The 19,647-nt window shown below is 62.3% G+C and carries 18 protein-coding genes; 5 read left to right on the forward strand and 13 right to left on the reverse strand.

The window, feature by feature from the left end; all coding sequences use genetic code 11:
- Positions 1-3 precede the first annotated feature (3 nt).
- Positions 4-1,176 carry a cyclopropane fatty acyl phospholipid synthase gene (gene cfa, locus ABT23_RS03860; RefSeq protein ID WP_296631450.1) on the reverse strand — a complete coding sequence of 391 codons (1,173 nt, stop codon included), beginning with the start codon at positions 1,174-1,176 and terminating at the stop codon, positions 4-6.
- 455 nt (positions 1,177-1,631) lie between these two features.
- On the opposite strand from cfa, the gene ABT23_RS03865 reads away from it, so the two are divergent.
- Entirely contained in the window at positions 1,632-2,348 is a 717-nt protein-coding gene (locus ABT23_RS03865; protein ID WP_296631452.1) for a thioredoxin family protein, read from the forward strand.
- A gap of 24 nt (positions 2,349-2,372) precedes the next feature.
- Here the strand turns inward: ABT23_RS03865 and ppx are convergent, their stop codons facing one another.
- From ppx to ABT23_RS03885, 4 genes are all read right to left on the reverse strand, one after another.
- Positions 2,373-3,857, reverse strand: a complete 1,485-nt coding sequence (gene ppx, locus ABT23_RS03870; protein WP_296631455.1) for an exopolyphosphatase — start codon at positions 3,855-3,857, stop codon at positions 2,373-2,375.
- Positions 3,854-5,092 carry a spore maturation protein gene (locus ABT23_RS03875; RefSeq protein ID WP_296631458.1) on the reverse strand — a complete coding sequence of 413 codons (1,239 nt, stop codon included), beginning with the start codon at positions 5,090-5,092 and terminating at the stop codon, positions 3,854-3,856. Before ABT23_RS03875 ends, ppx begins: the two co-directional genes overlap by 4 nt.
- 296 nt (positions 5,093-5,388) lie before the next feature.
- Positions 5,389-6,306, reverse strand: a complete 918-nt coding sequence (locus tag ABT23_RS03880) for a CobD/CbiB family protein (RefSeq protein ID WP_296631461.1) — start codon at positions 6,304-6,306, stop codon at positions 5,389-5,391.
- On the reverse strand, positions 6,306-6,833 hold the full coding sequence (locus ABT23_RS03885) for a hypothetical protein (protein ID WP_296631465.1): 528 nt from the start codon (positions 6,831-6,833) through the stop codon (positions 6,306-6,308). Before ABT23_RS03885 ends, ABT23_RS03880 begins: the two co-directional genes overlap by 1 nt.
- A 218-nt stretch (positions 6,834-7,051) precedes the next feature.
- On the opposite strand from ABT23_RS03885, the gene ABT23_RS03890 reads away from it, so the two are divergent.
- The 3 genes from ABT23_RS03890 (at position 7,052) to ABT23_RS03900 (ending at position 13,351) form a co-directional block, all read left to right on the forward strand.
- Complete coding sequence (locus tag ABT23_RS03890) at positions 7,052-10,615, forward strand: EAL domain-containing protein (protein ID WP_296631468.1); 3,564 nt, start codon at positions 7,052-7,054, stop codon at positions 10,613-10,615.
- Positions 10,616-10,645: 30 nt separating this feature from the next.
- A complete protein-coding gene (locus ABT23_RS03895) occupies positions 10,646-11,596 on the forward strand; it encodes an MBL fold metallo-hydrolase (RefSeq protein ID WP_296631470.1) in 951 nt (316 codons plus the stop codon).
- Between the two features lie 243 nt (positions 11,597-11,839).
- A complete protein-coding gene (locus ABT23_RS03900) occupies positions 11,840-13,351 on the forward strand; it encodes a diguanylate cyclase (RefSeq protein ID WP_296631472.1) in 1,512 nt (503 codons plus the stop codon).
- Between the two features lie 3 nt (positions 13,352-13,354).
- Here ABT23_RS03900 and ABT23_RS03905 read toward each other — a convergent pair whose 3' ends face one another.
- The 6 genes from ABT23_RS03905 to ABT23_RS03930 all read right to left on the reverse strand — a co-directional run bounded on the left by ABT23_RS03905 (position 13,355) and on the right by ABT23_RS03930 (position 16,166).
- Positions 13,355-14,086: a sulfite exporter TauE/SafE family protein gene (locus tag ABT23_RS03905; RefSeq protein ID WP_296631475.1), complete on the reverse strand. Its 732-nt coding sequence runs from the start codon at positions 14,084-14,086 to the stop codon at positions 13,355-13,357.
- A 20-nt stretch (positions 14,087-14,106) separates the two neighbouring features.
- Entirely contained in the window at positions 14,107-14,421 is a 315-nt protein-coding gene (locus ABT23_RS03910) for a DUF190 domain-containing protein (RefSeq protein WP_296631476.1), read from the reverse strand.
- On the reverse strand, positions 14,418-14,792 hold the full coding sequence (crcB, locus tag ABT23_RS03915) for a fluoride efflux transporter CrcB (protein ID WP_018508224.1): 375 nt from the start codon (positions 14,790-14,792) through the stop codon (positions 14,418-14,420). Before crcB ends, ABT23_RS03910 begins: the two co-directional genes overlap by 4 nt.
- Before the next feature lie 52 nt (positions 14,793-14,844).
- Complete coding sequence (locus tag ABT23_RS03920; protein ID WP_296631480.1) at positions 14,845-15,168, reverse strand: DinB family protein; 324 nt, start codon at positions 15,166-15,168, stop codon at positions 14,845-14,847.
- Between the two features lie 25 nt (positions 15,169-15,193).
- Positions 15,194-15,424 (reverse strand): DinB family protein, encoded by a 231-nt coding sequence (locus ABT23_RS03925; RefSeq protein WP_296631483.1) that lies wholly within the window; start codon positions 15,422-15,424, stop codon positions 15,194-15,196.
- Between the two features lie 283 nt (positions 15,425-15,707).
- Complete coding sequence (locus tag ABT23_RS03930) at positions 15,708-16,166, reverse strand: DUF302 domain-containing protein (RefSeq protein WP_296631484.1); 459 nt, start codon at positions 16,164-16,166, stop codon at positions 15,708-15,710.
- A gap of 88 nt (positions 16,167-16,254) precedes the next feature.
- On the opposite strand from ABT23_RS03930, the gene ABT23_RS03935 reads away from it, so the two are divergent.
- On the forward strand, positions 16,255-16,590 hold the full coding sequence (locus tag ABT23_RS03935) for a LysR family transcriptional regulator (RefSeq protein WP_296631487.1): 336 nt from the start codon (positions 16,255-16,257) through the stop codon (positions 16,588-16,590).
- A gap of 13 nt (positions 16,591-16,603) precedes the next feature.
- On the opposite strand, the gene ABT23_RS03940 is transcribed toward ABT23_RS03935, so the two are convergent.
- Both ABT23_RS03940 and ABT23_RS03945 read right to left on the reverse strand, forming a co-directional pair.
- Positions 16,604-17,971 carry a sigma-54 dependent transcriptional regulator gene (locus ABT23_RS03940; RefSeq protein ID WP_296631489.1) on the reverse strand — a complete coding sequence of 456 codons (1,368 nt, stop codon included), beginning with the start codon at positions 17,969-17,971 and terminating at the stop codon, positions 16,604-16,606.
- Positions 17,968-19,464: a HAMP domain-containing sensor histidine kinase gene (locus tag ABT23_RS03945; protein WP_296631491.1), complete on the reverse strand. Its 1,497-nt coding sequence runs from the start codon at positions 19,462-19,464 to the stop codon at positions 17,968-17,970. Before ABT23_RS03945 ends, ABT23_RS03940 begins: the two co-directional genes overlap by 4 nt.
- Positions 19,465-19,647: the final 183 nt, after the last annotated feature.

Below are 19,647 nucleotides of genomic sequence, written 5' to 3' on the forward strand. Positions count from 1 at the left end.
GCGTTACCGTACCGAACGATAGACACCCCCTCTTTCCGGCTTGCTCAGGACCAGCTGCCAGAGCTGGCCCTGGCGGGAACGGAAAAAACCCGCGCAACTCATCAGATAGTATTTCCACATGCGATAGAAGCGCTTGCCGTACTTGGCTTCCAGGAAAGGCCAGGCGGTGTCGAAGTTTTCCCACCAGGCCATCAGGGTATGGTCGTAATCCTGACCAAAGTTGTGCCAATCCTCGATCAGGAAGCGGCTTTCCAGGGTTGATGCGATCTCTTTGGCCGACGGCAGCTTGCCATTGGGAAAGATGTATTTGTCGATCCAGGCATCGGTCTTCGGCGACGTGACGGAATTGCCGATGGTGTGCAGCAGGAACAGTCCGTCGTCCTTGAGCGCACGATGCGCCGTGTCGAAATAGACGGCGTAGTTTTTCGGGCCGACATGCTCGAACATGCCCACCGAAACGATCTTGTCATATTGTTCGGTAAGGTCCCGATAGTCCATCAGCTCGATCGATACCGGCAGACCCTCGCAGCGCGCCCGTGCCAGTTTCTGCTGCTCTTTCGAGATGGTGATGCCGACCACCTCGACGCCGTAGTGTTCTGCCGCATAGCGGGCCAGCCCGCCCCATCCGCAACCGATTTCGAGCATGCGTTCGCCGGGCTTCAACTCCAGCTTGCGGCAGATCATGTCGAGTTTCTTCAGTTGCGCGTCCCGCAGCCCGGCCGCGTTGTGCCAGTAGGCGCAGGAGTAGCTCATGGTGGGGTCGAGCATGGCCTCGAACACGTCGTTGCCGATGTCGTAGTGCTGCTCGCCTACCTGGAAGGCGCGCCGGCTGGATTGGAGGTTGAACAGGCTGTGGCGCAGAATCTCGCCCAGCAGGCGCAGCTGCGACCAGTTGTCGATTTTTTCCTCGACCCGGGCGCTCAGAAGACGGTGGAAAATCTGGTCCAGCCGCTCGCACTCCCACATCCCGTCCATATAGGCCTCGCCGAAACCGAGCGACCCCTTCGTCAAGACAAGCTGGTAGACGCGTTCATCGAGTATCCGGATATCCCACGGGGCGTCGCCATTGATCGTGACGCCGGCATCGCCGGCAAGCTCGCGGAGGATGGTGGGGGGTGGCGGGAGCGTCGGCGCATCTCCGGCAGGGTCAAGGACGAGCACATCTTCCGTTTGCATCGAGGGTTCCCTTTCTAAAAACCTTGAGGCGCCCAGAGTAGATTTTCGACAATTATTTAACAAACGATTTTTTTATATCTTATATATCGTATATATCGATACTTGTACTTCGCATTGCCGGCATCATGACGTCCAGCTGGTTAGATTTCCAGGAACCGGGACATGGCAATTCGGTGAGGGAGACGCATTGCCGGGTTTCCATCCACGCCTGTATCCATAGGGTATTCAGACAGCACACCTCGCCGCAGGCCGGCAATGCTCGCAGCATCTCTGGCGGTTCAGTACGCACCATCCAATCCGCGCAGGACAATCCACCTCGCAGGAACGAACTGCGGCTGGCATAGCGCGCATAAGATATATTTTTGTGATTTCCTCCGTCCAGCACGATCGGCCGTGATTCAGCTTGTAAGGGCAGTTCGTCCGGCGCGACCAAGAGATTCCTGACAGGAGATCTCATGCGTATCGTCCTGCTGTTCTGCTGTGTACTGGCCATCCCTGTCGCGGATGCCGCCACCTGCAATGCCGTCAGCGGCGCATCGCGCAACAGCCTGCTCGAACTGTATACCTCGGAGGGTTGCAGTTCCTGCCCGCCAGCCGACCGCTGGCTATCGCACCTGCCTGACGATGCCGGAGTGGTACCGCTGGCATTCCACGTGGACTACTGGGACCGGCTGGGTTGGCGCGACCCATTTGCCCAGGCCGCTTTCAGCCAGCGCCAGCGGGCGCGCAACAACGGGACCGGTTGGGTCTACACGCCGCAGGTGATGCTCGACGGCAAGGATTACCGCGCCTGGCAACGCGGCCTGCCCGCTCGTTCGACCGCGCCCGCACCGGTCCGTCTGGCACTCACGCTGACCCAATCGACCGACCGCCTGGACGTCCAGGCCGACAGCCGCTTCGACGACCCGGCTGCCGGACATGAGGCGCAACTGTATCTGGCCCTGACTGAGAACCGCCTGGACTCGGAGGTCACTGCAGGGGAAAACGCCCGGCGGGTCCTGCACCACGACCATGTCGTGCGCCAACTGGCCGGGCCGTTCGATCCGCACCATGCCCGCCAACGCTTCAGGCGGCAGCCCGGATGGAAAGCTGCCGATCTGGGCGTGACGGCGTTCGTGCTCGATGCACGCGGGGCGACCTTGCAGGCGCTGGCATTGCCGGCCTGTCCTTAGCTTGAACCGTTGTGTGACCCCGTCCTAGGCAAACGGATACTTGATTCCCACCGCCTGCCAGTGCGCCGCTTCCTCTTCCAGCGCACGCTGGGTGAGCGGCCGGCTTTCCAGCCAGCCTTCGGGCAAGGTCAGGCGGAAACGCTTGTTGCTCGCATCCACTTTCACCTCGGGCAGGTGGGGCTCGGCACGGTTACGGCAGAGGATGACAGCCTGGCGCAGCAGCCACACCAGCAAACGGTCGTTGTCCGACACCGTACCGGAGGCGAATGCCGGCAGCTTCGTCAGCGCGCCGCGCTGGGCTCGCGCCAAGAGCGCCAGGCGCGCCTGGTCGGTGCGCGAAAAACCCGGCATGTCGGCGTTTTCCAGGATGTAGCCGGAATGGCGATGGTAGCCGCCGTGTGACACCATGAGCCCGATTTCGTGCAGGCGCGCGGCCCAGTCGAGAAAGCGCACGTCATTGTCGTCGCCAGCGCCACTGCCGCCCTGAGCAGCCAGCAGATTCATCGCCACTTGCCTGACACGCGCGGCCTGACGGGTGTCGATGTGGTAACGACGCATGAACTCACCCACTGTCGCCTCGCGCATGTCGTGCTTGTGAAAACGTCCCAGCAGATCGTAGAGGATGCCTTCGCGCATGGCGGTCTCGGCGACGTCCATCTGTTCGATGTCAAGCTCGGCGAAGAGGCCCGCCATGATGGCAAAGCCGCCGGCGATGACCGGGCGGCGGTCGCGCGTCAGGCCAGGCAGTTCGAGCGCGTCGAGGTGGCCAGCCCGGATGAACTGGGTGCGCAGCTGGGCGAGTCCATCGGCCGTGATGCCGTGCGCCGACCAGCCGCTCTGTTCGAGGATCTCGCGCAGCGCGCGAGCGGTGCCGCTGGAACCCACGGCCTGCTGCCAGTTGCCCCGGGAAAACGCTTTCGCAATACGCTCGACCTCGACGCGGGCCGCGGTCTCGGCAGCTTTCAGCGCAGCCTTGTCGACGACCCCGTCGGCAAAGAAACGTGTGGAGAAATTGACGCAGCCCATGTGCAGGCTTTCCCGCTCGTGCGGCTTCAGTCCGTGGCCGATGATGAATTCGGTGGAACCGCCGCCGATGTCGACGACCAGGCGCCGGTTGGGCGACGCCGGCAGCGAATGCGCGACGCCCAGATAGATGAGCCGCGCCTCCTCGCGCCCGGCGACGATCTCGATCGGATGTCCGAGCGCGCGTTCGGCCCGGGCAATGAAGTCACCGGCATTCTTGGCGACGCGCAGTGCCGAGGTGCCGACGCAGCGGATCGCTTCCGGCGACAGGCCGCGCAGGCGTTCGCCGAACCGCTGCAGACAGGCCAGCGCACGTTCCTGGGTGGCGTCGTCGAGCCGCTTGTCGGCGCCAAGCCCGCCGGCCAGGCGCACGGTTTCCTTCAGCGAATCGAGCGGGTAGAGCTGGTCGCCGGCGACCCGCGCCACTTCCAGGCGGAACGAGTTGGAACCTAGATCGACGGCGGCAAGGGTGTCGTAGGTTTTCATGCTGTTTTGCCGAAAAACAGATAGGCCATGCCGATGGCGGCGAGGATGCCGGCGACATCGGCAATCAGCCCGCAGGTGACGGCGTGACGCACGCGCTTGATGCCGACCGCCCCGAAATACACGGCCAGCACATAGAACGTCGTCTCGGTGCTGCCCTGCACGATGGAAGCGAGCCGCCCGGCGAAGGAGTCCGCGCCGTGTGCCTGCATGGTGTCGATCATCATAGCCCGCGCGCCGCTGCCGGAGAACGGCTTCATGAGCGCGGTGGGCAGCGCGTCAACCCAGCGCGCGTCGAAGCCCAGCGCCAGCACGGCGCTGCGCACGCCGTCCATCAGCAGGTCGAGCGCGCCGCTGGCGCGGAACACGCCGATTGCCACCAGCATGGCGACAAGATACGGAATGATCGTGACGGCCGTGTGAAAGCCTTCCTTGGCACCTTCGATGAAAGCTTCATAGGCATTGACGCGGCGCCACACCGCCATCAGCAGGAACAGGATGATGAGGCCCGACAGCACGACGTTGCTGAGGATGGCCGACTGCCGCGTCATTTCGGCCGCGTCGAGACTGGAGAAATAGGCGACCAGCCCGCCGATCAACGCCGTGGCCCCGCCCAGATACGCCATCGTGACGCGATTCCACAGGTGCAGGCGCTGGAACAGGCCGGTGACCAGGATACCGGTCAGGGTGCCGATATAGGTGGTGATGAGCAGCGGCACGAAGACGTCGGTGGGATCGGCGGCGCCGAGTTGCGCGCGGAAGGTGAAGATGGTGACCGGCAGCAGGGTCACCGACGCGGTGTTGATCACCAGGAACAGGATCTGCGCATCGCTGGCGGTGTCGGGCGAGGGGTTGAGCTTCTGCAGCTCCTGCATCGCCTTGATGCCGAGCGGCGTCGCGGCATTGTCCAGCCCCAGCATGTTGGCACCCATGTTCATCGTCATCGCGCCGAGCGCGGGATGGTTGGGCGGCACGTCGGGAAACAGGCGGCGGAACAGCGGCGCGAGGCCGCGCGTCAGCACATCGAGCATGCCGGCGCGCTCGCCGACCTTCATCACCCCCAGCCACAGCGCCATCACACCGGTGAGGCCGAGGGCGATTTCAAATGCCGTCTTGCTGCTGTCGAACAGAGATTTGACCAGTGCGGCAAACACGCCGGCGTCGCCGAGGAAGACCAGCTTGAACAGCGCGATCAGGAAGGCGACCAGAAAAAAACCGACCCATAGCGCGTTGAGCATGAATCTAGAAACCGCAGTTGGACGCGCCCGCTGGGGCGTCAGAGCGGGCGACTGCCGCATACGATTCCACACGGGCTTCAGCCCGTAGTAAATCGGAGTCCTTTAGGGCGAAGCGAGGAGGCCGCAGGCTCATGCCTGCAACGACGAGCGACAAATGCAGATGCATGGCCTGGCGAGCCAGCGGGTGCGTAGCGGAATCACCTTCCCGATGAACGCGATCAAAGGCTAAAGGGCCAGTATTCATGCGGAATTCGCTTAAATTATTGAGCGGTCAACTGTGGTTTTTAGGTTCAGTCTTAGGAAATCCAGCTGGCGACGACAACCAGCAGCCCGGCCACCAGCCAGATCACCAACCCGCGCCAGATCATGCTGATGGCGCTGTCGATGCAGTCGGCGTCGGGGGCCTGGCCCGTGCCCAGTTCGGGCCGCCACACGGTTTCGTCCCCCACGTTGAGGCTCTGGCCCAGACGCACCCCCATGGCGCCGGCGCCGGCGGCGAGCACCACGCCCTCTTCCTCTTCCGGCCAGCCCGGCGCCTGGGTGCGCCAGCAGAAGGTGGCATCCTCGAAGTTGCCGGCAATGGCGTAGGTCAGTGCAGTCAGCCGGGCCGGCAGCCAGTTGATGGCATGGAAGGCTCGCAGGGCGAACAGGCCGAATCGACCCTGGGTGTTCGTCCAGCGTCGCGCCAGGATCGAGGCGGTGCGGAACAGCACGGCCCCGACCGGTCCCAGTGGCGCCAGCAGCACGAACCAGAACAGCACGCCGAACATCTGGCGCTGGCTTGCCGCCATCACCTGCTCGATGGTGACGCGCGCGATGTCGTCCGCGCTGAACGCGCTGGCATCGCCGCCACGCCATGCGCCGAGTTGCGTGCGTGCCGAATCGAGTTCGCCGGCGCGCAACAGGCGTGCGATGCGCTCGGCATCGTCGCTAAAATATTTGAAGCCCAGGGTGACATACAGTACGCCCACATTCCACACCCACCCGAGAAACGGGCTGATGCCGCCGAGCAGAAAGAAAACCAGCCATACGCCTATCAGCACCGGCATGACTGCCAGCGTCCAGGCGATCGCACCGTGGCTGTATTCGCCGGCGTTGAGCTTGCGCTGGAGCCACTGGATGAACAAGGTGTAGCGCTGGTAATGCGGCAGCGGCTGCCGCAACGGGCGTATGTGCTCGAGCACGATGGCAGCGAAGACGGAGAAGAACGCCATCAGCGGTTCATTTCCAGGGTAAAGACGCCGATCCGGTCGGCCTGGCCTGCCGGACGGTACAGCTCCACCGTCGGCATGACGATGCCCTTGCCATGCGCTTCCAGCATGTCGTCCAGCGCCTGGTAGGCCTTGGACGGTGCCAGCAGAACCGCCGCCTGAACACGTGCGAGGTAGACCGGACGCCGCTCGATACGGCCCTCCTTCAGGCCGGCAGGGACCGGGGCGTCATCGGCCAGGGTATAGCCCAATTGCGCGCGCACCTTGCCGTTGTCGGCGCGCGGATCGGTGAGGATGACGCTGATCGTGTCGCCTGCCGTCACCCGGGCCTCGGTGAACCGGTCCAGTACCGCATTCTGCGATTTACGCATGTTGCTGATCGGGCCTTCGTAATCGAGATAGGCATAACGATGCGGCCCGGCCACGGTTTCGGTCACGCTGACCGAGTTGAACCCGCCCCACCACCAGAAAACTGCGACGATCGGCAATACGAACGCCAGCACAAATGCCGGCCACTGTTTCTTGAACACGGATGCAACCCCCTTCTACAACGCGAGAAGATACCACAGCCTCGTGCCACGCCCGATGCGCGCCTTTCCGCCGGCCTGTCTTCAAGTTCGGCCGTAAAATGGACGTTAACTTAGGCATACGCTGACGCCCTGACCCGCCATGCACGCACCGACTGGATCGATCCGACCCCTGCGACGATATTCCGCATGCGTATTCGCCGTCTCCAGGCCAGGAAGCCATGTCTAGTCTCGACGTCGTGGACGCCCCACCGCATCCGCTTGCCGACGAGAACAGCGGCCTCCAGCAACTTGCGCTGCTGGAGGCGAGCGTTGCCCGCCTGAACGATATCGTGCTTATCACGGAGGCCGACCCCTGCGACGAACCGGGACCACGCATCGTGTTCGTCAATGATGCGTTCGAACGGCTCACTGGCTATCGACGCGAAGAAGTATTGGGGAAATCGCCTCGTTTCCTGCAAGGTCCCTTGACCGACCGCCACGAGCTCGACCGCATCCGTGCCGCACTGGAAGCCCGACAGCCGGTACGCAGCGAACTCATCAACTACACCAAGGCGGGCGAACCCGTCTGGCTCGATCTCGACATCGTCCCGGTCACCGATGCGTCCGGCCGGCATACGCACTTCGTGGCGGTGCAACGCGATATCACCGAACGCAAACGGGTCCTGCAGGCACTGCACGAAAGTGAGGCACGTTTCAAGACCGTCGCACGCGTCATCTCCGATACCATCTGGGACTGGGACCTGCTTTTGGACCGCATCTGGTGGAACGAAGGCATGCAAAGCACATTCGGCCATGTGCCGGCCGACCTGCCCCTCGACAGCAGCTCGTGGACTCGGCATCTCCACCCCGACGACCATGGCCGGGTACTGGAAAGCATCCGCCAGGTAATCGACAACGGCGGGACCAACTGGGCGGCCGAATACCGCTTCCAGCGCAAGGACGGCCACTATGCCTACGTGCTGGATCGCGGGTCGGTGATCCGCGACGGCAGCGGGCGTGCCCTCCGCATGGTCGGCGGCATGACCGACCTCACCAGCCGCAATGACGCCGAACTTGAACTGGCTCGCCTCAACCGCGCTCTGCGCATGCGAAGCGCCTGCAACGAAGCCGTGGTCCACGCGACAGACGAGCAGGGCTTGTTGAACGAGATCTGCCGCATTGCCGTCGACGTCGGTGGATATCGCATGGCCTGGATCGGCTATACCCAGGACGATGTCGAACAATCGGTATTGCCCATCGCCTGGGCAGGCGTGGGCACAGGCTCGCTGCAGGATGTTTCGTTCAGCCGGTCCGACGACAAGGCCGTGGGCCGCGGGCCGGTCGGACGGGCATTGCGCAGCAACCAGGTGGTGACGGTCGAGGACCTGCAGTCCGATCCCAGCTCCGAGCCCTGGCTCGGAGTCGCCTTGCACCATGGTTATCACAGTCTGGTCGTGCTGCCCTTGCACGATGGTCAGCATGCCTACGGGGCATTTTCCCTGTTCTCGTCCAAGGTGCGTCACTTCGGTGCCGAGGAGATTCGTCTGCTGCAGCAACTGACCGGCGATCTTGCATTCGCCATCGCCACGCTGCGCAACCGCCTCGAGCAGGATCGGATCCAGGCCGCCGTGCTGAAGATCGCCGCGGGCGTATCCGCCAATTCGGGCAACGCCTTTTTCGAGGAGCTGGTGTGCAACATGACCGAGGCACTCGGCGCCAGCGCTGGGTTCATTGCACGAATCCAGCCCGGCGAACCGGCCTCGGCGCGCACCGAGGTGGCCTACCTCGATAGCCGGATCATTCCCAACTTTGAATATCCACTCTCAGGCACGCCCTGCCAGCATCTCAGCGACACGCTCAATTACGTAATCCCCGCCCGCGTCAGCGAGTTGTTTCCCTGCACCGCAGAACTCAGTGCGCACCGCGCCCAGGCCTACGTGGGTCACCGGCTGGACAATTCGGCCGGCCAGCCGATCGGGCAGCTGTTCGTGCTATTCAGCCATCCTCTGCGGGACACGGCTTTCATCACGTCCACGCTGCAGATCTTTGCCTCCCGCGTGGCCTCGGAGCTCGAACGTCAAGCCGCCGACGCCCATATCCGACAACAGGCCTCGCTGCTCGACAAGGCACAGGATGCCATCGTGGTCCGCGGCCTCGACCACGTCATCCGCTACTGGAACAAGGGGGCCGAACGCCTGTATGGCTGGACCCAGGACGAAGCGATCGGCCAGTCAGCAGACACGTTGCTGTATGCCGTTCCGGCCGATTTCCACCAAAGCATGCGCGAGGTACGGGAACAGGGCGAATGGAACGGCGAAATCATGCAGCGGCGCAAGGACGGCAGCACACTCATCGTCGAAGCCCACTGGACCCTGCTGCGCGACGAACAACACATGCCGGATGCCATCCTGGGGATCAATACCGACATCACCGAACGCAAGGCTGCCGAGCGCGAGATCCAGTACCTGGCGTTTTATGACCACCTCACCGGTTTGCCCAACCGCCAATTGCTGCGCGATCGCCTGAGCCATGCGCTGGCGATCGATGCGCGCCTGTCACAGGTGGGGGCCCTGCTGTTCATCGACGTCGACAATTTCAAAGCCCTGAACGATACGCTGGGCCATGCCATCGGCGACCTGTTCCTGCAACAGCTTGCCCAGCGCCTGCTGGCTTGCCTGCGCGAAGGCGATACGCTGGCACGGCTCGGCGGCGACGAATTCGTGATCGTGCTGGAGAATCTGGCTGCCGCCCCGCATGAAGCCGCCGCCCTGGCGATGGTGGTAGGCGAAAAAGTGCTGGCCAGCTTCGCCCCGCCCTTCTTGCTGTCCGAGTATGTGCACCACAGCACCTCGAGCATCGGCGTCACGCTCTTCAACGACCAGCCGGCCACCCAGGACGAATTGCTGCAGCGCGCCGATCTCGCCATGTACCAGGCCAAGGCGCAGGGCCGCAATACCCTGCGCTTTTTCGATCCGGCCATGCAGGCGGTCGCCGCCGCGCGTGCCGAACTGGAAGCCGATCTGCGCCACGCTTTGCTGAACCATGCCTTCGAACTGCATTATCAGGCGCAGGTCGACAGCCTGGGGCGCCTCTGCGGGGCCGAGGCACTGCTGCGCTGGCATCACTCCGAACGCGGCTGGATCGCGCCGGCCACTTTCATCCCTCTGGCCGAGGAAACCGGCCTCATCCTGCCGATCGGGCTGCGTGTGCTGGAAACTGCCTGCCTGCAACTGGTGGCCTGGGCCGTCCAGCCGCACATGGCGTCGCTGACTCTGGCGGTGAACGTCAGCGCGCGCCAGTTCCGCCAACCGGATTTCGTGTCCCAGGTACTGGACGTCATCGACCGCAGCGGTGCCGATCCACACCGACTGAAACTGGAACTGACCGAGAGCCTGCTGGTGGACAACATGGAAGAAACCATCGTCAAGATGAGCGCGCTCAAGGCACGCGGCATCGGCTTTTCGCTCGACGATTTCGGTACCGGTTATTCGTCCCTGGCGTATCTGAAACGGTTGCCGCTGGACGAAATCAAGATCGACCAGTCGTTCGTACGCGACGTGCTGAGCGACCCCAACGATGCGTCCATTGCGCACAGCATCCTGGCCCTGGGACAGAGCCTCAACCTGGACGTGGTGGCCGAGGGCGTGGAAACCGAGGCCCAACACGTCTTTCTCGCCGATCGCGGTTGTCAGACCTACCAGGGCTATCTGTTCAACCGTCCCCAGCCGCCCGCCGTTTTCGAGGCGTGGGCGCACACGCAACAGGTGCGCACGACGCCGCTCGCCGGAGTCCCGCGATTATAATACCGCCTGTATCGGGAGGGACCCGTCACCATGATTCGCCTGTTGTTCGCCTTGCTGCTGCTCAATCTGTTTCCGCTGGCTCACGCCACCAACAACGATGTCACCGTGCCGATGAAGCTTGTGCGTCTCGGCGTCCACAGCTATTTCGTCCAGGGCCAGTCGGGGGCGGCCTCCAGCGAAAACCAGGGCTTCATGTCCAACGCCGGGTTCGTGGTCACCCGCGACGGCGTGGTTGTCTTCGACGCCCTTGCCTCGCCCCCCCTGGCCGAGAAACTGCTTGGCCTGATCCGTACGGTCACCAAACAACCGATCAAACGGGTCATTGTCAGCCATTACCACGCCGACCACTTCTATGGCCTGCAGGTCTTCAAGGCGCAAGGGGCCGAAATCTGGGCGCAGCGCGCCGCCGAAGGCGCCACCCGCACCGAGGACGCGGCCCGGCGCCTGGCCCAACGCAAGGAGGCGCTCTTCCCCTGGGTGGATGACGATACCCGCTTGCTGGAGGCGGACCATTTCGTCGAGGGCGACACCGAGTTCGGGATGGGCGGCCTTCATTTCACCCTGCGTCACGTCGGCCCCGCCCATTCCAGCGAGGATCTCGCGATGCTGGTCAAGGAAGACGGCGTGCTCTACGCTGGCGACGTGGTGTTTCGCGGCCGCGTGCCGTTTGTCGGTGACGCCGACAGCCGTGCCTGGATCGCCGCGCTCGACAAACTGATCGCGGTTCATCCCAGAATCCTGGTTCCCGGCCATGGCGCGCCGTCACGGACACCGCGTGCCGATCTCGTCTTCACGCGCGACTACCTGAGCTATCTGCGCAGCAGCATGGGTAAGGCGGCCCGCAATCTGGTTCCTTTCGACGAAGCCTACGAAAAAACCGACTGGTCGAAATATCGCGCCATGCCGGCATTCAACGAAGCCAATCGGGTCAATGCCTACAACCAGTATCTGCGGCTGGAGACGGAAGATACCGGCAAGTAGCTATGCAGCGAATGGCGCAGCCTCTGCGCTGAATCGAAATCACCTGCGGAGCCATCTCCTGTCGTGGGGTTGACGACTGTCATTGACTAAAGCACCCCATAAAGCGTAATAATTGGGTTTCATAAGAAAATAGTATAAAACTTATCGTCAATGCTTTGCCCCCCCGAAGAGCTCCTGCAGAAAAATCAGGCCGTGTCGAACTCGTGGCATCGATATCGCGCAGAACCGAGCTTTGAAAGCTTCGTGGAACTGGCGGTTTCCATCAACAGCTTCACCGAATTCCTGATCGACAAAGGCATCGCGGCCTTGCATCACGCCAGCCACCAACTCGAGCAGGTGACACTTGCATTGTTCAACCGGGAAATCGGGCATCCGCTGCCGCAGGCGGCGCTGGACGACCTGAGCGAGCGCGTCGGCACGCTTGCACGCATGACCCACGCCCACGCCACGGCCACGGCCGGGCTGATCGAGCACTGCCAGGACACTCACCACGCCTCGCCCGCATCCGTACGCGTCGGCCAGACCTGGCTGATCGCGCAGGACCGGGCCGATTGGGCCGGCCTGGAGGCACAGCTCGGCTATTTCGGCATGGCGGCCGGATTCATCACCTGGGACCAGGATTTGCCGGACAGCGCAGGCGTCGCTCCCCTCCTGCTGCTCGACATGGGCAGCCTGCCCGAAACCGAGTGGCGCGCCCGCATCCAGTCGCTGCGACAGCGATTCGGAATGGGACAACTGATCTGTCTCGGTGTACGGTCCGACTTCGAACAGCTGCAACAGGCATTGAGCGGCGGCTGCGACAGTTGCCTGCTGGAAGGCACGCCCCCGCATGCCATCATCGAGCACATCATGGAACTGAACGAGCGGCACGAGCAGGAGGCCTACCGCGTGCTGATCGTGGAGGATTCCAAGACCGCCAGCCACCTGATCCGGCGGACGCTGCAGGAAAACCAGATCGTGTCGGAGATCGTCAACGACCCGCGCCAGACGCTGAACGCGCTCAAGCAGTTCAATCCCGACCTGATCCTGATGGACATGTACATGCCCAACTGCACGGGCGTCGAGGTCGCACGCATCATCCGCCAGCACAACGAATTCCTCAGCATGCCCATCGTCTACCTGTCGGGCGAGACCAACGTCGCCCTGCAGGTCGACGCCATGCGGCTGGGCGGCGACCATTTCCTCACCAAGCCGTTCAATCCGGTATTCCTGAACACCATCGTCATGAGCAAGATCGAGCGCTACCGCGCCCTGCGCCGCTCGATGTACCACGACAGCCTGACCGGCCTGCTCAACCATTCCAGTGGCAAGAACACCCTCGACATGCTGCTGTCAGGCGTCACGCACGAAGGCGGGTTCCTGTCGGTGGTGATGATGGATATCGACCATTTCAAGCTGGTCAACGACACCTACGGCCACCCAGTCGGCGACCAGGTCATCCGCAGCCTGTCCTGGCTGCTCAAGCAGCGCCTGCGCAAGCACGACATTCTCTGTCGCTACGGCGGCGAGGAATTCCTCATCGGCCTGCCGCACACCGATGCCGAAGAGGCCTATGCCATCGTGGACCGCATCCGCCGCGATTTCGCACAGATCAAGCACCCCTACCGCGACACCCATTTTCTGGCCACCGCCAGCGGCGGCATCGCCACCTATCCGCTCCATCAGACCGGCGACGCGCTGATCAAGGCCGCAGACGAGGCGCTCTACCAGGCCAAACGCGGCGGCCGCAACCGCATCCACAGCAGCGACGATTAGGCCCTAGCCCAGGATCAGTTTCAGGCCGATCAATATGGTCACGATCTCGAACGAACGCTTGATCCACAGATTGCCCTTCCTGATGGCCATGTGGCTGCCGAGATAGCCACCGAGGATCGAGCCGGCCAGCAGCGCCGGCATCCATCCCCACGCTACCGTGCCGATCACGCCCAGCACCAGTGCGCCGGTGCCGTTCCATACCAAGCCGCAGAGGATCAGCGTATAGGCCACCGCGCGGGTGTAGTCGAGGCCGAACCAGCGGATCAGCCAGATGGTGAGAAACAGTCCGGTGCCGCTGGTGATCGAGCCATTGAGAAACCCCACGAAGAAGAGTCCCGCCATGCCGCCGGCGAGCGCAGCGCCCTGCCGGTTCCTGGGCTGGTGTGCCATGCCGAGGCTCGGTTTGAATACCGAATACAGGCCGAGGCCAAGCGTCAGCAACCCGAGCGCCAGGGTGGCGGCCCGCTCGGGAACATGCAGGATCGTCAGCGCACCCAACACCACGCCCGGCAGCCCCGCGCCCAGGATGATCAGCGAGAAGCGGCGTTCGAGATGCGATTCCTTCAGATGCCGGAGGGTGGCGCCGAGTCCGAGCGCCACGCTGGCGATCTTGTGCGTGGCCAGCGCCACCCCGAAAGGCAGCCCCAGAAAGATGAGAACGGGAAACTGGATCAGACCGGCCCCGCCGCCGGACAGCGCCGAGAAAAAATTGGCCGCCAGCGAGGCGACGAACAAAATCAGCTGGTCGAGCGCGCTTATTGGACCGTGACCCCGATTTCAGCCGGCAGCTTGGCGTAAACCAGCGTCAATCCCGCGTCGGCGATGCGCTTCAGCAACTGGTCGGCCATCGCCGCCTCGACGAAGAACTCCACCACCACCGGCAACTCGCCCGCCAGCTCGAAAAATCCCGCATCGTGCCGGCCATGGCGGCCGAAACCGGCCAGCGCGCCAAATGCCGATCCGCCGGCAATGCCGAGTTCCTGTGCGGCATCGAGCAGCCACTCATAGGTCAACCTGCCATGATGACGGCTGGCTTCGGACACAAACACCTGCAGGCAGACTGTGTTCATTTGAAAAACCTCATCGAATAAAACCCCAGTCCGGTGGCAAGGAAGGAGCCGATCATATGGGTCAAGGCAATCAGGCTGCCGGTCAGCCAGAATCCCCGCATCAGCGTAGTGACAACTTCGGCGGAGAACGTGGAAAACGTGGTGAGTCCGCCGAGCAGGCCGGTAATCAGAAACAGTCGGGCTTCCGGCGGCAGGCCAGGATGTTCTGTAAACCATGCGATGGACAGGCCAATGACATAGCCGCCGATCAGGTTCGCGGCCAGCGTGCCCAGCGGCATCGGTTGAAACAGGGGATTGAGCCAGAGTCCCAGCCCCCAGCGTAGCCACGCACCGATGGCCGCGCCCAAGCCAATGGCGAGAAAGGCGATCATGGCCGGGACGGATGGCAGGGACGGGTCATGCCGCCATTCTAATGCAGACGTTTCAATTCACATCCGGCATCCAGCTCATGTCCGTCTCGCCGAAATCGGCGCCGAGCTGGCTCAGCAGGGTCGTGATCTGGCCGCGATGGTGCGTCTGATGGTGGAACACGTGCGTGAGCAAGGTGCCGAGCTGGAGCGATTTAGGCTGTCCCGTCATCAGGCTGATGTAGTCGATGCGGCGAGTGAGTTGTTGCGCCGTCAGCGCACGGACGCGGTGCAGCAGATCGGCATCGGTTTCGCGCTGCTGCATGCGCAGTTGCTCGAAATCCCGATACAGCTCCTGGTCCAGCGAATCGAAATGGCAGGGATGGTCTTGCGGATTCAACCGGTGGATGCAACACTCCTTCTGCTTACGCAGTTTCTAGTGTGTTGCATCCACCGGTTGAATCCGCATCTGTCATGCGGCCGATCCACAGCCGGTCGACCAGCAGGATGTGATTGAACGTGCCATGCAGGGATTTGAAGAATGCGCCCAGGTCACGACGGCGCACCGCTTCAGGAAGGGACGAGGTCACCGCATACAGGCGTTCGTTCATCCATTGGTTGTAGCGTGCCTGCAGGCACGATCCCCCGGTGCTCATACTTGCTTGTCTCCGTTCTGTCTGGATGCAGGCCTGAAATGCAAGATTGAGTCGCGGGAAGACCGGCCCGGGCATACGCGCAGCACACAGGCGTTGATATCTGCACGTACCGGTCAGGAAGCATTCTCGGCCGCATCCAGATCGCAGGCGTCAGCATTGCGCCTGGCCCCATTTTCTCGACCACCAGCAGTACAGGACCTTACCCGAGTCGCTTGTGCCTGCCAGTGGGATGCGCACATCGAACGCGCGCTGGCGACGCTCGCACGTCTGCTCTGACGCTACCTTACATCGCGTCCTTGATGATGCCGGTCAGCAGGTCTTCCACCTTGCCCAGCGCCTTCTTCAGCGCCGGATTCGAGGTGGGGCCGGGTTTGCGGTATGCCATGTAGACGTGCTTGTCGTTCGGGATCGTGTACACCGATACGATATACGGGCACATCACCATCGCATGCGGATCGGCTTCCATCATCTGCCGCGAAATGGTGGCGCTGCAGAACTCGAACTGCTCCCCCTCCACATACACCTGCTTGGTCGCACCGACTTCCGGGCCGGTGCGCGCCAGCATTTCGGCGATCTTGTTGGTGTGGTTGATCTTGAGGCCCTTGCCCTCGATCGAGAATTGAAGCGCATCGCGCACATCCTGGAAGGTGCCCTGGGTTTTGAACAGGACCGTATAGCCTTCGGACGCCATCGCGGAAAGCGGCAGGCACAAGATCGCACATACAGCGAGTATTTTCTTCATGGCACTCTCCTGAATATTTCAATATTTCAGATCGTGATTTTCTGTCGTGCACGATCGAACTGCAATGGTCGTTTGCTACACTCGCCGCATGAACACGCAACTCCGAGCAGACGGCCGTTTCTGGCTGACACTGGACGGCAAGAACTTTCTCGGCCGGGGCCGGGTCGAGCTACTGCAACGCATCCGCGAGACCGGTTCCATTTCCAAAGCTGCCAAGACGATGAAGATGAGCTACAAGGCCGCATGGGACGCCGTGGATGCGATGAATACGGCCTGGGACACGCCTCTGGTTGAAAGCGGCCCGGCCGGCAGCCGGCTCACACCTGATGCCGAGCGGCTCATCGCCGCCTATCAACAGGCCGAGGCGCGACACGCGGCCTTCATGCTGAAACTGGCACAGAGCCTGCCCGGGCCCGGCGCATAGTCAACCGGCCGCCTTATTTGGCAGACGATTCCTCGTTCCGCCGGGCCTTCAGTTTTCGCCACAATGAAGCCCGGTTGATGCCGAGGATCTGCGCCGCCGCCGTCTGGTTGCCCTGCACTTCATCCAGCACCTGGGTGATATAGCTTTGTTCCTGTTCCTCCAGAGTAGGCAGACGGCCCCCGATCCTGCGGAAGTCGACGCCCCCCCTTTTCTGCAAGGCTTCAGGCAGATGCGCCACCTCGATGGTGTCGCCTTGCGCCATGGCCGTGCCGCGCTCGATCAGGTTTTCCAGTTCGCGGACATTGCCGGGGAACGGATAATCCACCAGCAATGCCATCACCTCGCTGGAAATCCGCGTCACCGGTTTCCGCATCCGGCTGGCGTACTTGAGCAGAAAATGTTGCGCAAGCAAGGGAATATCGCCTTTCCGCTGCGCAAGCGGGGGAATGTTCAGATTCACCACATTCAGCCGGAAGTAGAGGTCTTCACGAAAGCGTCCCTCTTTCACCGCTTCGCCGACGTCCCGGTTGGTCGCCGCCAGTACCCGCACATCGCACTTCACCGGCCGCGTCCCGCCCACCCGCAACACTTCCTTTTCCTGTAGTACGCGTAGCAGCTTGACCTGCATGGATGGCGCCATTTCCGTCACCTCGTCGAGGAACAGCGTACCGCCGGAACTCACTTCGATCAGGCCTTTCTTCAATGCCGATGCGCCTGTGAACGCGCCCTTCTCGTGGCCGAACAATTCATTCGCCAGCAATTGCTCGCTGAATGCGCCGCAGTTGATCGCCACATAGGGGCCATCGGCCCGCGTACTGTGTTTGTGAAGGTATTTTGCGAAGAGTTCCTTGCCGGTTCCGCTCTCGCCCGTGATAAGCACACTGCAGTCTGTCGGCGCGATCTGCCGCGCAATCTCCAGCAAACGCTGCATATCGACATCCTGGGTGACGATGCCTTCGCCATCCCGGTAGCCCTCGACTTCACGGCGCAATGCGTCGTTCTCCCGGCGCAGGCGGACTTTTTCCAGCGCTTCGGCCACCACCTTGCGCACTTCATCGAGACGAAACGGTTTGGCAATGTAGTAGAACGCTCCGTGCTTCAGCGCCTGCACGGCGGATTCCGCCGTCGCGTAGCCGGTGATGAAGATCACCTCTGCCTCCGGCTGCAGTTCGCGGCTCTGCTTCAGCACGTCCATGCCGTCCACGCCTTCCATGCGCAGATCGGTGAGCACCACGTCGAAACGCCGTGACGCCAGCAACGTGACCGCGGTGGCCCCGCTCTGGGTGGCGGTGACCTGGTAACCCGCTTTTTCCATCACGTGCTGGAGATTGCGCAGGGCGATCTCCTCGTCGTCCACAATCAGCAGGCTTGCTTCCATCATTGCGCTCCCTTGTTGTCGTCATCGACCGCCGCCGCAGGCTGTCCGTCTGCATCCTCCAGTGGCAAGCGGATACAGAACGTGGCCCCATCGCCGGGCGCGCTGCGTACAGCGATGCAGCCGCCATGTTCGTCGACGATTTCATACACGACGAACAGCCCCAATCCCATGCCGTGGCCAACGTCCTTGGTGGTAAAGAACGGATCGAAAATTCGCGGCAGGATGTCCGCTGCGATACCCGGCCCGTTGTCCGCAACGATGATTTCCACCATCTCGCCCTTCGTCCCGCATCCCTCGCCCAGTGCAGTGCCTGCAGGCGGTTCGCGGGCATTCACGACCTGCGCGGAGATATCGATTCTTCCCTGCGGGCCCAGACCTTCCATGGCATTGCGAATCAGGTTCACGAACACCTGCTGCAGGCGCTGCGCATCGGCCGCCACGCGCAGGTCTTCGGGAATGGACAGGCGCACGACCGATTTGGCCGACACTTCGCCACGCACGAAACCGACCGTCTGCGCAACCAGTTGCTTGAGCAGGACGCGCTCTTTCCTGAACGCCCGTTCGCGGGAAAAATCGAGCAGGGAGCGAACGATATGGCGTGCACGCTCGGTCTGCTGATCGATCTGCTCCAGGTACATCTTCTGCATCGCCACATCGCAGTCGCCCGCCTCTTCCTGCAGGATCTGGCAAGAGGTCGAGATATTCGACAGCGGGTTGTTCAGTTCATGAGCCACGCCGGACAACATGGTGCCGAGCGACGCCAGCCGTTCCGAGCGCATCAGCGATTTCTGTCGCAGGTCCAGTTCCTTCAACATGTGGTTGAAGGCCGCGATGATGGAAATGATCTCGCGATCGTTCGAAGGGGCCGACAGGCTTTCGTGCCGGTTGGCAGAAATCGCCGCCACGCTGGCTTCCATCTCCTTCAATGGCCGGACGACCCGCTGCGACAGCGCGCGGCCGATCACCACGATCATGAAGGCCATCGTCAGAATGACTCCCAGCAGCAGCGTGCGGAACGAAGCCAGGGTCGTCTGGATCTGGCGTCGCTCCGCCCGTGCCATGTCCTCGGCGATCGCCACCAGTTCCTGGCCCAATGCACGCACGCGCGGCTCCTGCTCCAGGGACGCCTGATCGGCGGCGGTGAACGCCGACATCCGGTGCTGATACTCGCCGAGGAGTGTGTTCAGTTCCTGCAGGCGCACCTGCGTGACGATGGCCGAGAAATCGGCCTGGTTGTCTGTCAGCATCGACTGGGCCAGCTTGATATACCCCGCGTTTTCCTCGAGATCGGCGACCTGGTGATGGAGAAAGTAATTACGCTCGAAACGGCGTATCTCCAGTACGGTGTTGAACAGATCGGTGGCACGCTGCCCCAGGACCACCCGCATCTCCAGCGTACGCAGCTCCCCCACGAAAAACAGGGACGCCACCAGAATGATCGCCGCCACCGCGTAATACCCCAGCGTGATTTTCCCCCGCAGGGAATGACGCAGCACAGCGCCTCGAATAGCAGGTATCACGATTCCATCCTCCAGACGCATCGCCAACACGCCCAGTATAGTTGCAATTTGCAACAAATTGAACCCTATGCAACAGCCACGTTAGACGATCTATTTTTATATTTAATTACAGTAATTTAAACGATAACAATCAGGATGGACTGTTGCATTAGGCAACAT

This window comes from Thiobacillus sp. SCN 63-57, from assembly GCF_001725555.1.
Taxonomy (GTDB): domain Bacteria; phylum Pseudomonadota; class Gammaproteobacteria; order Burkholderiales; family Thiobacillaceae; genus Thiobacillus.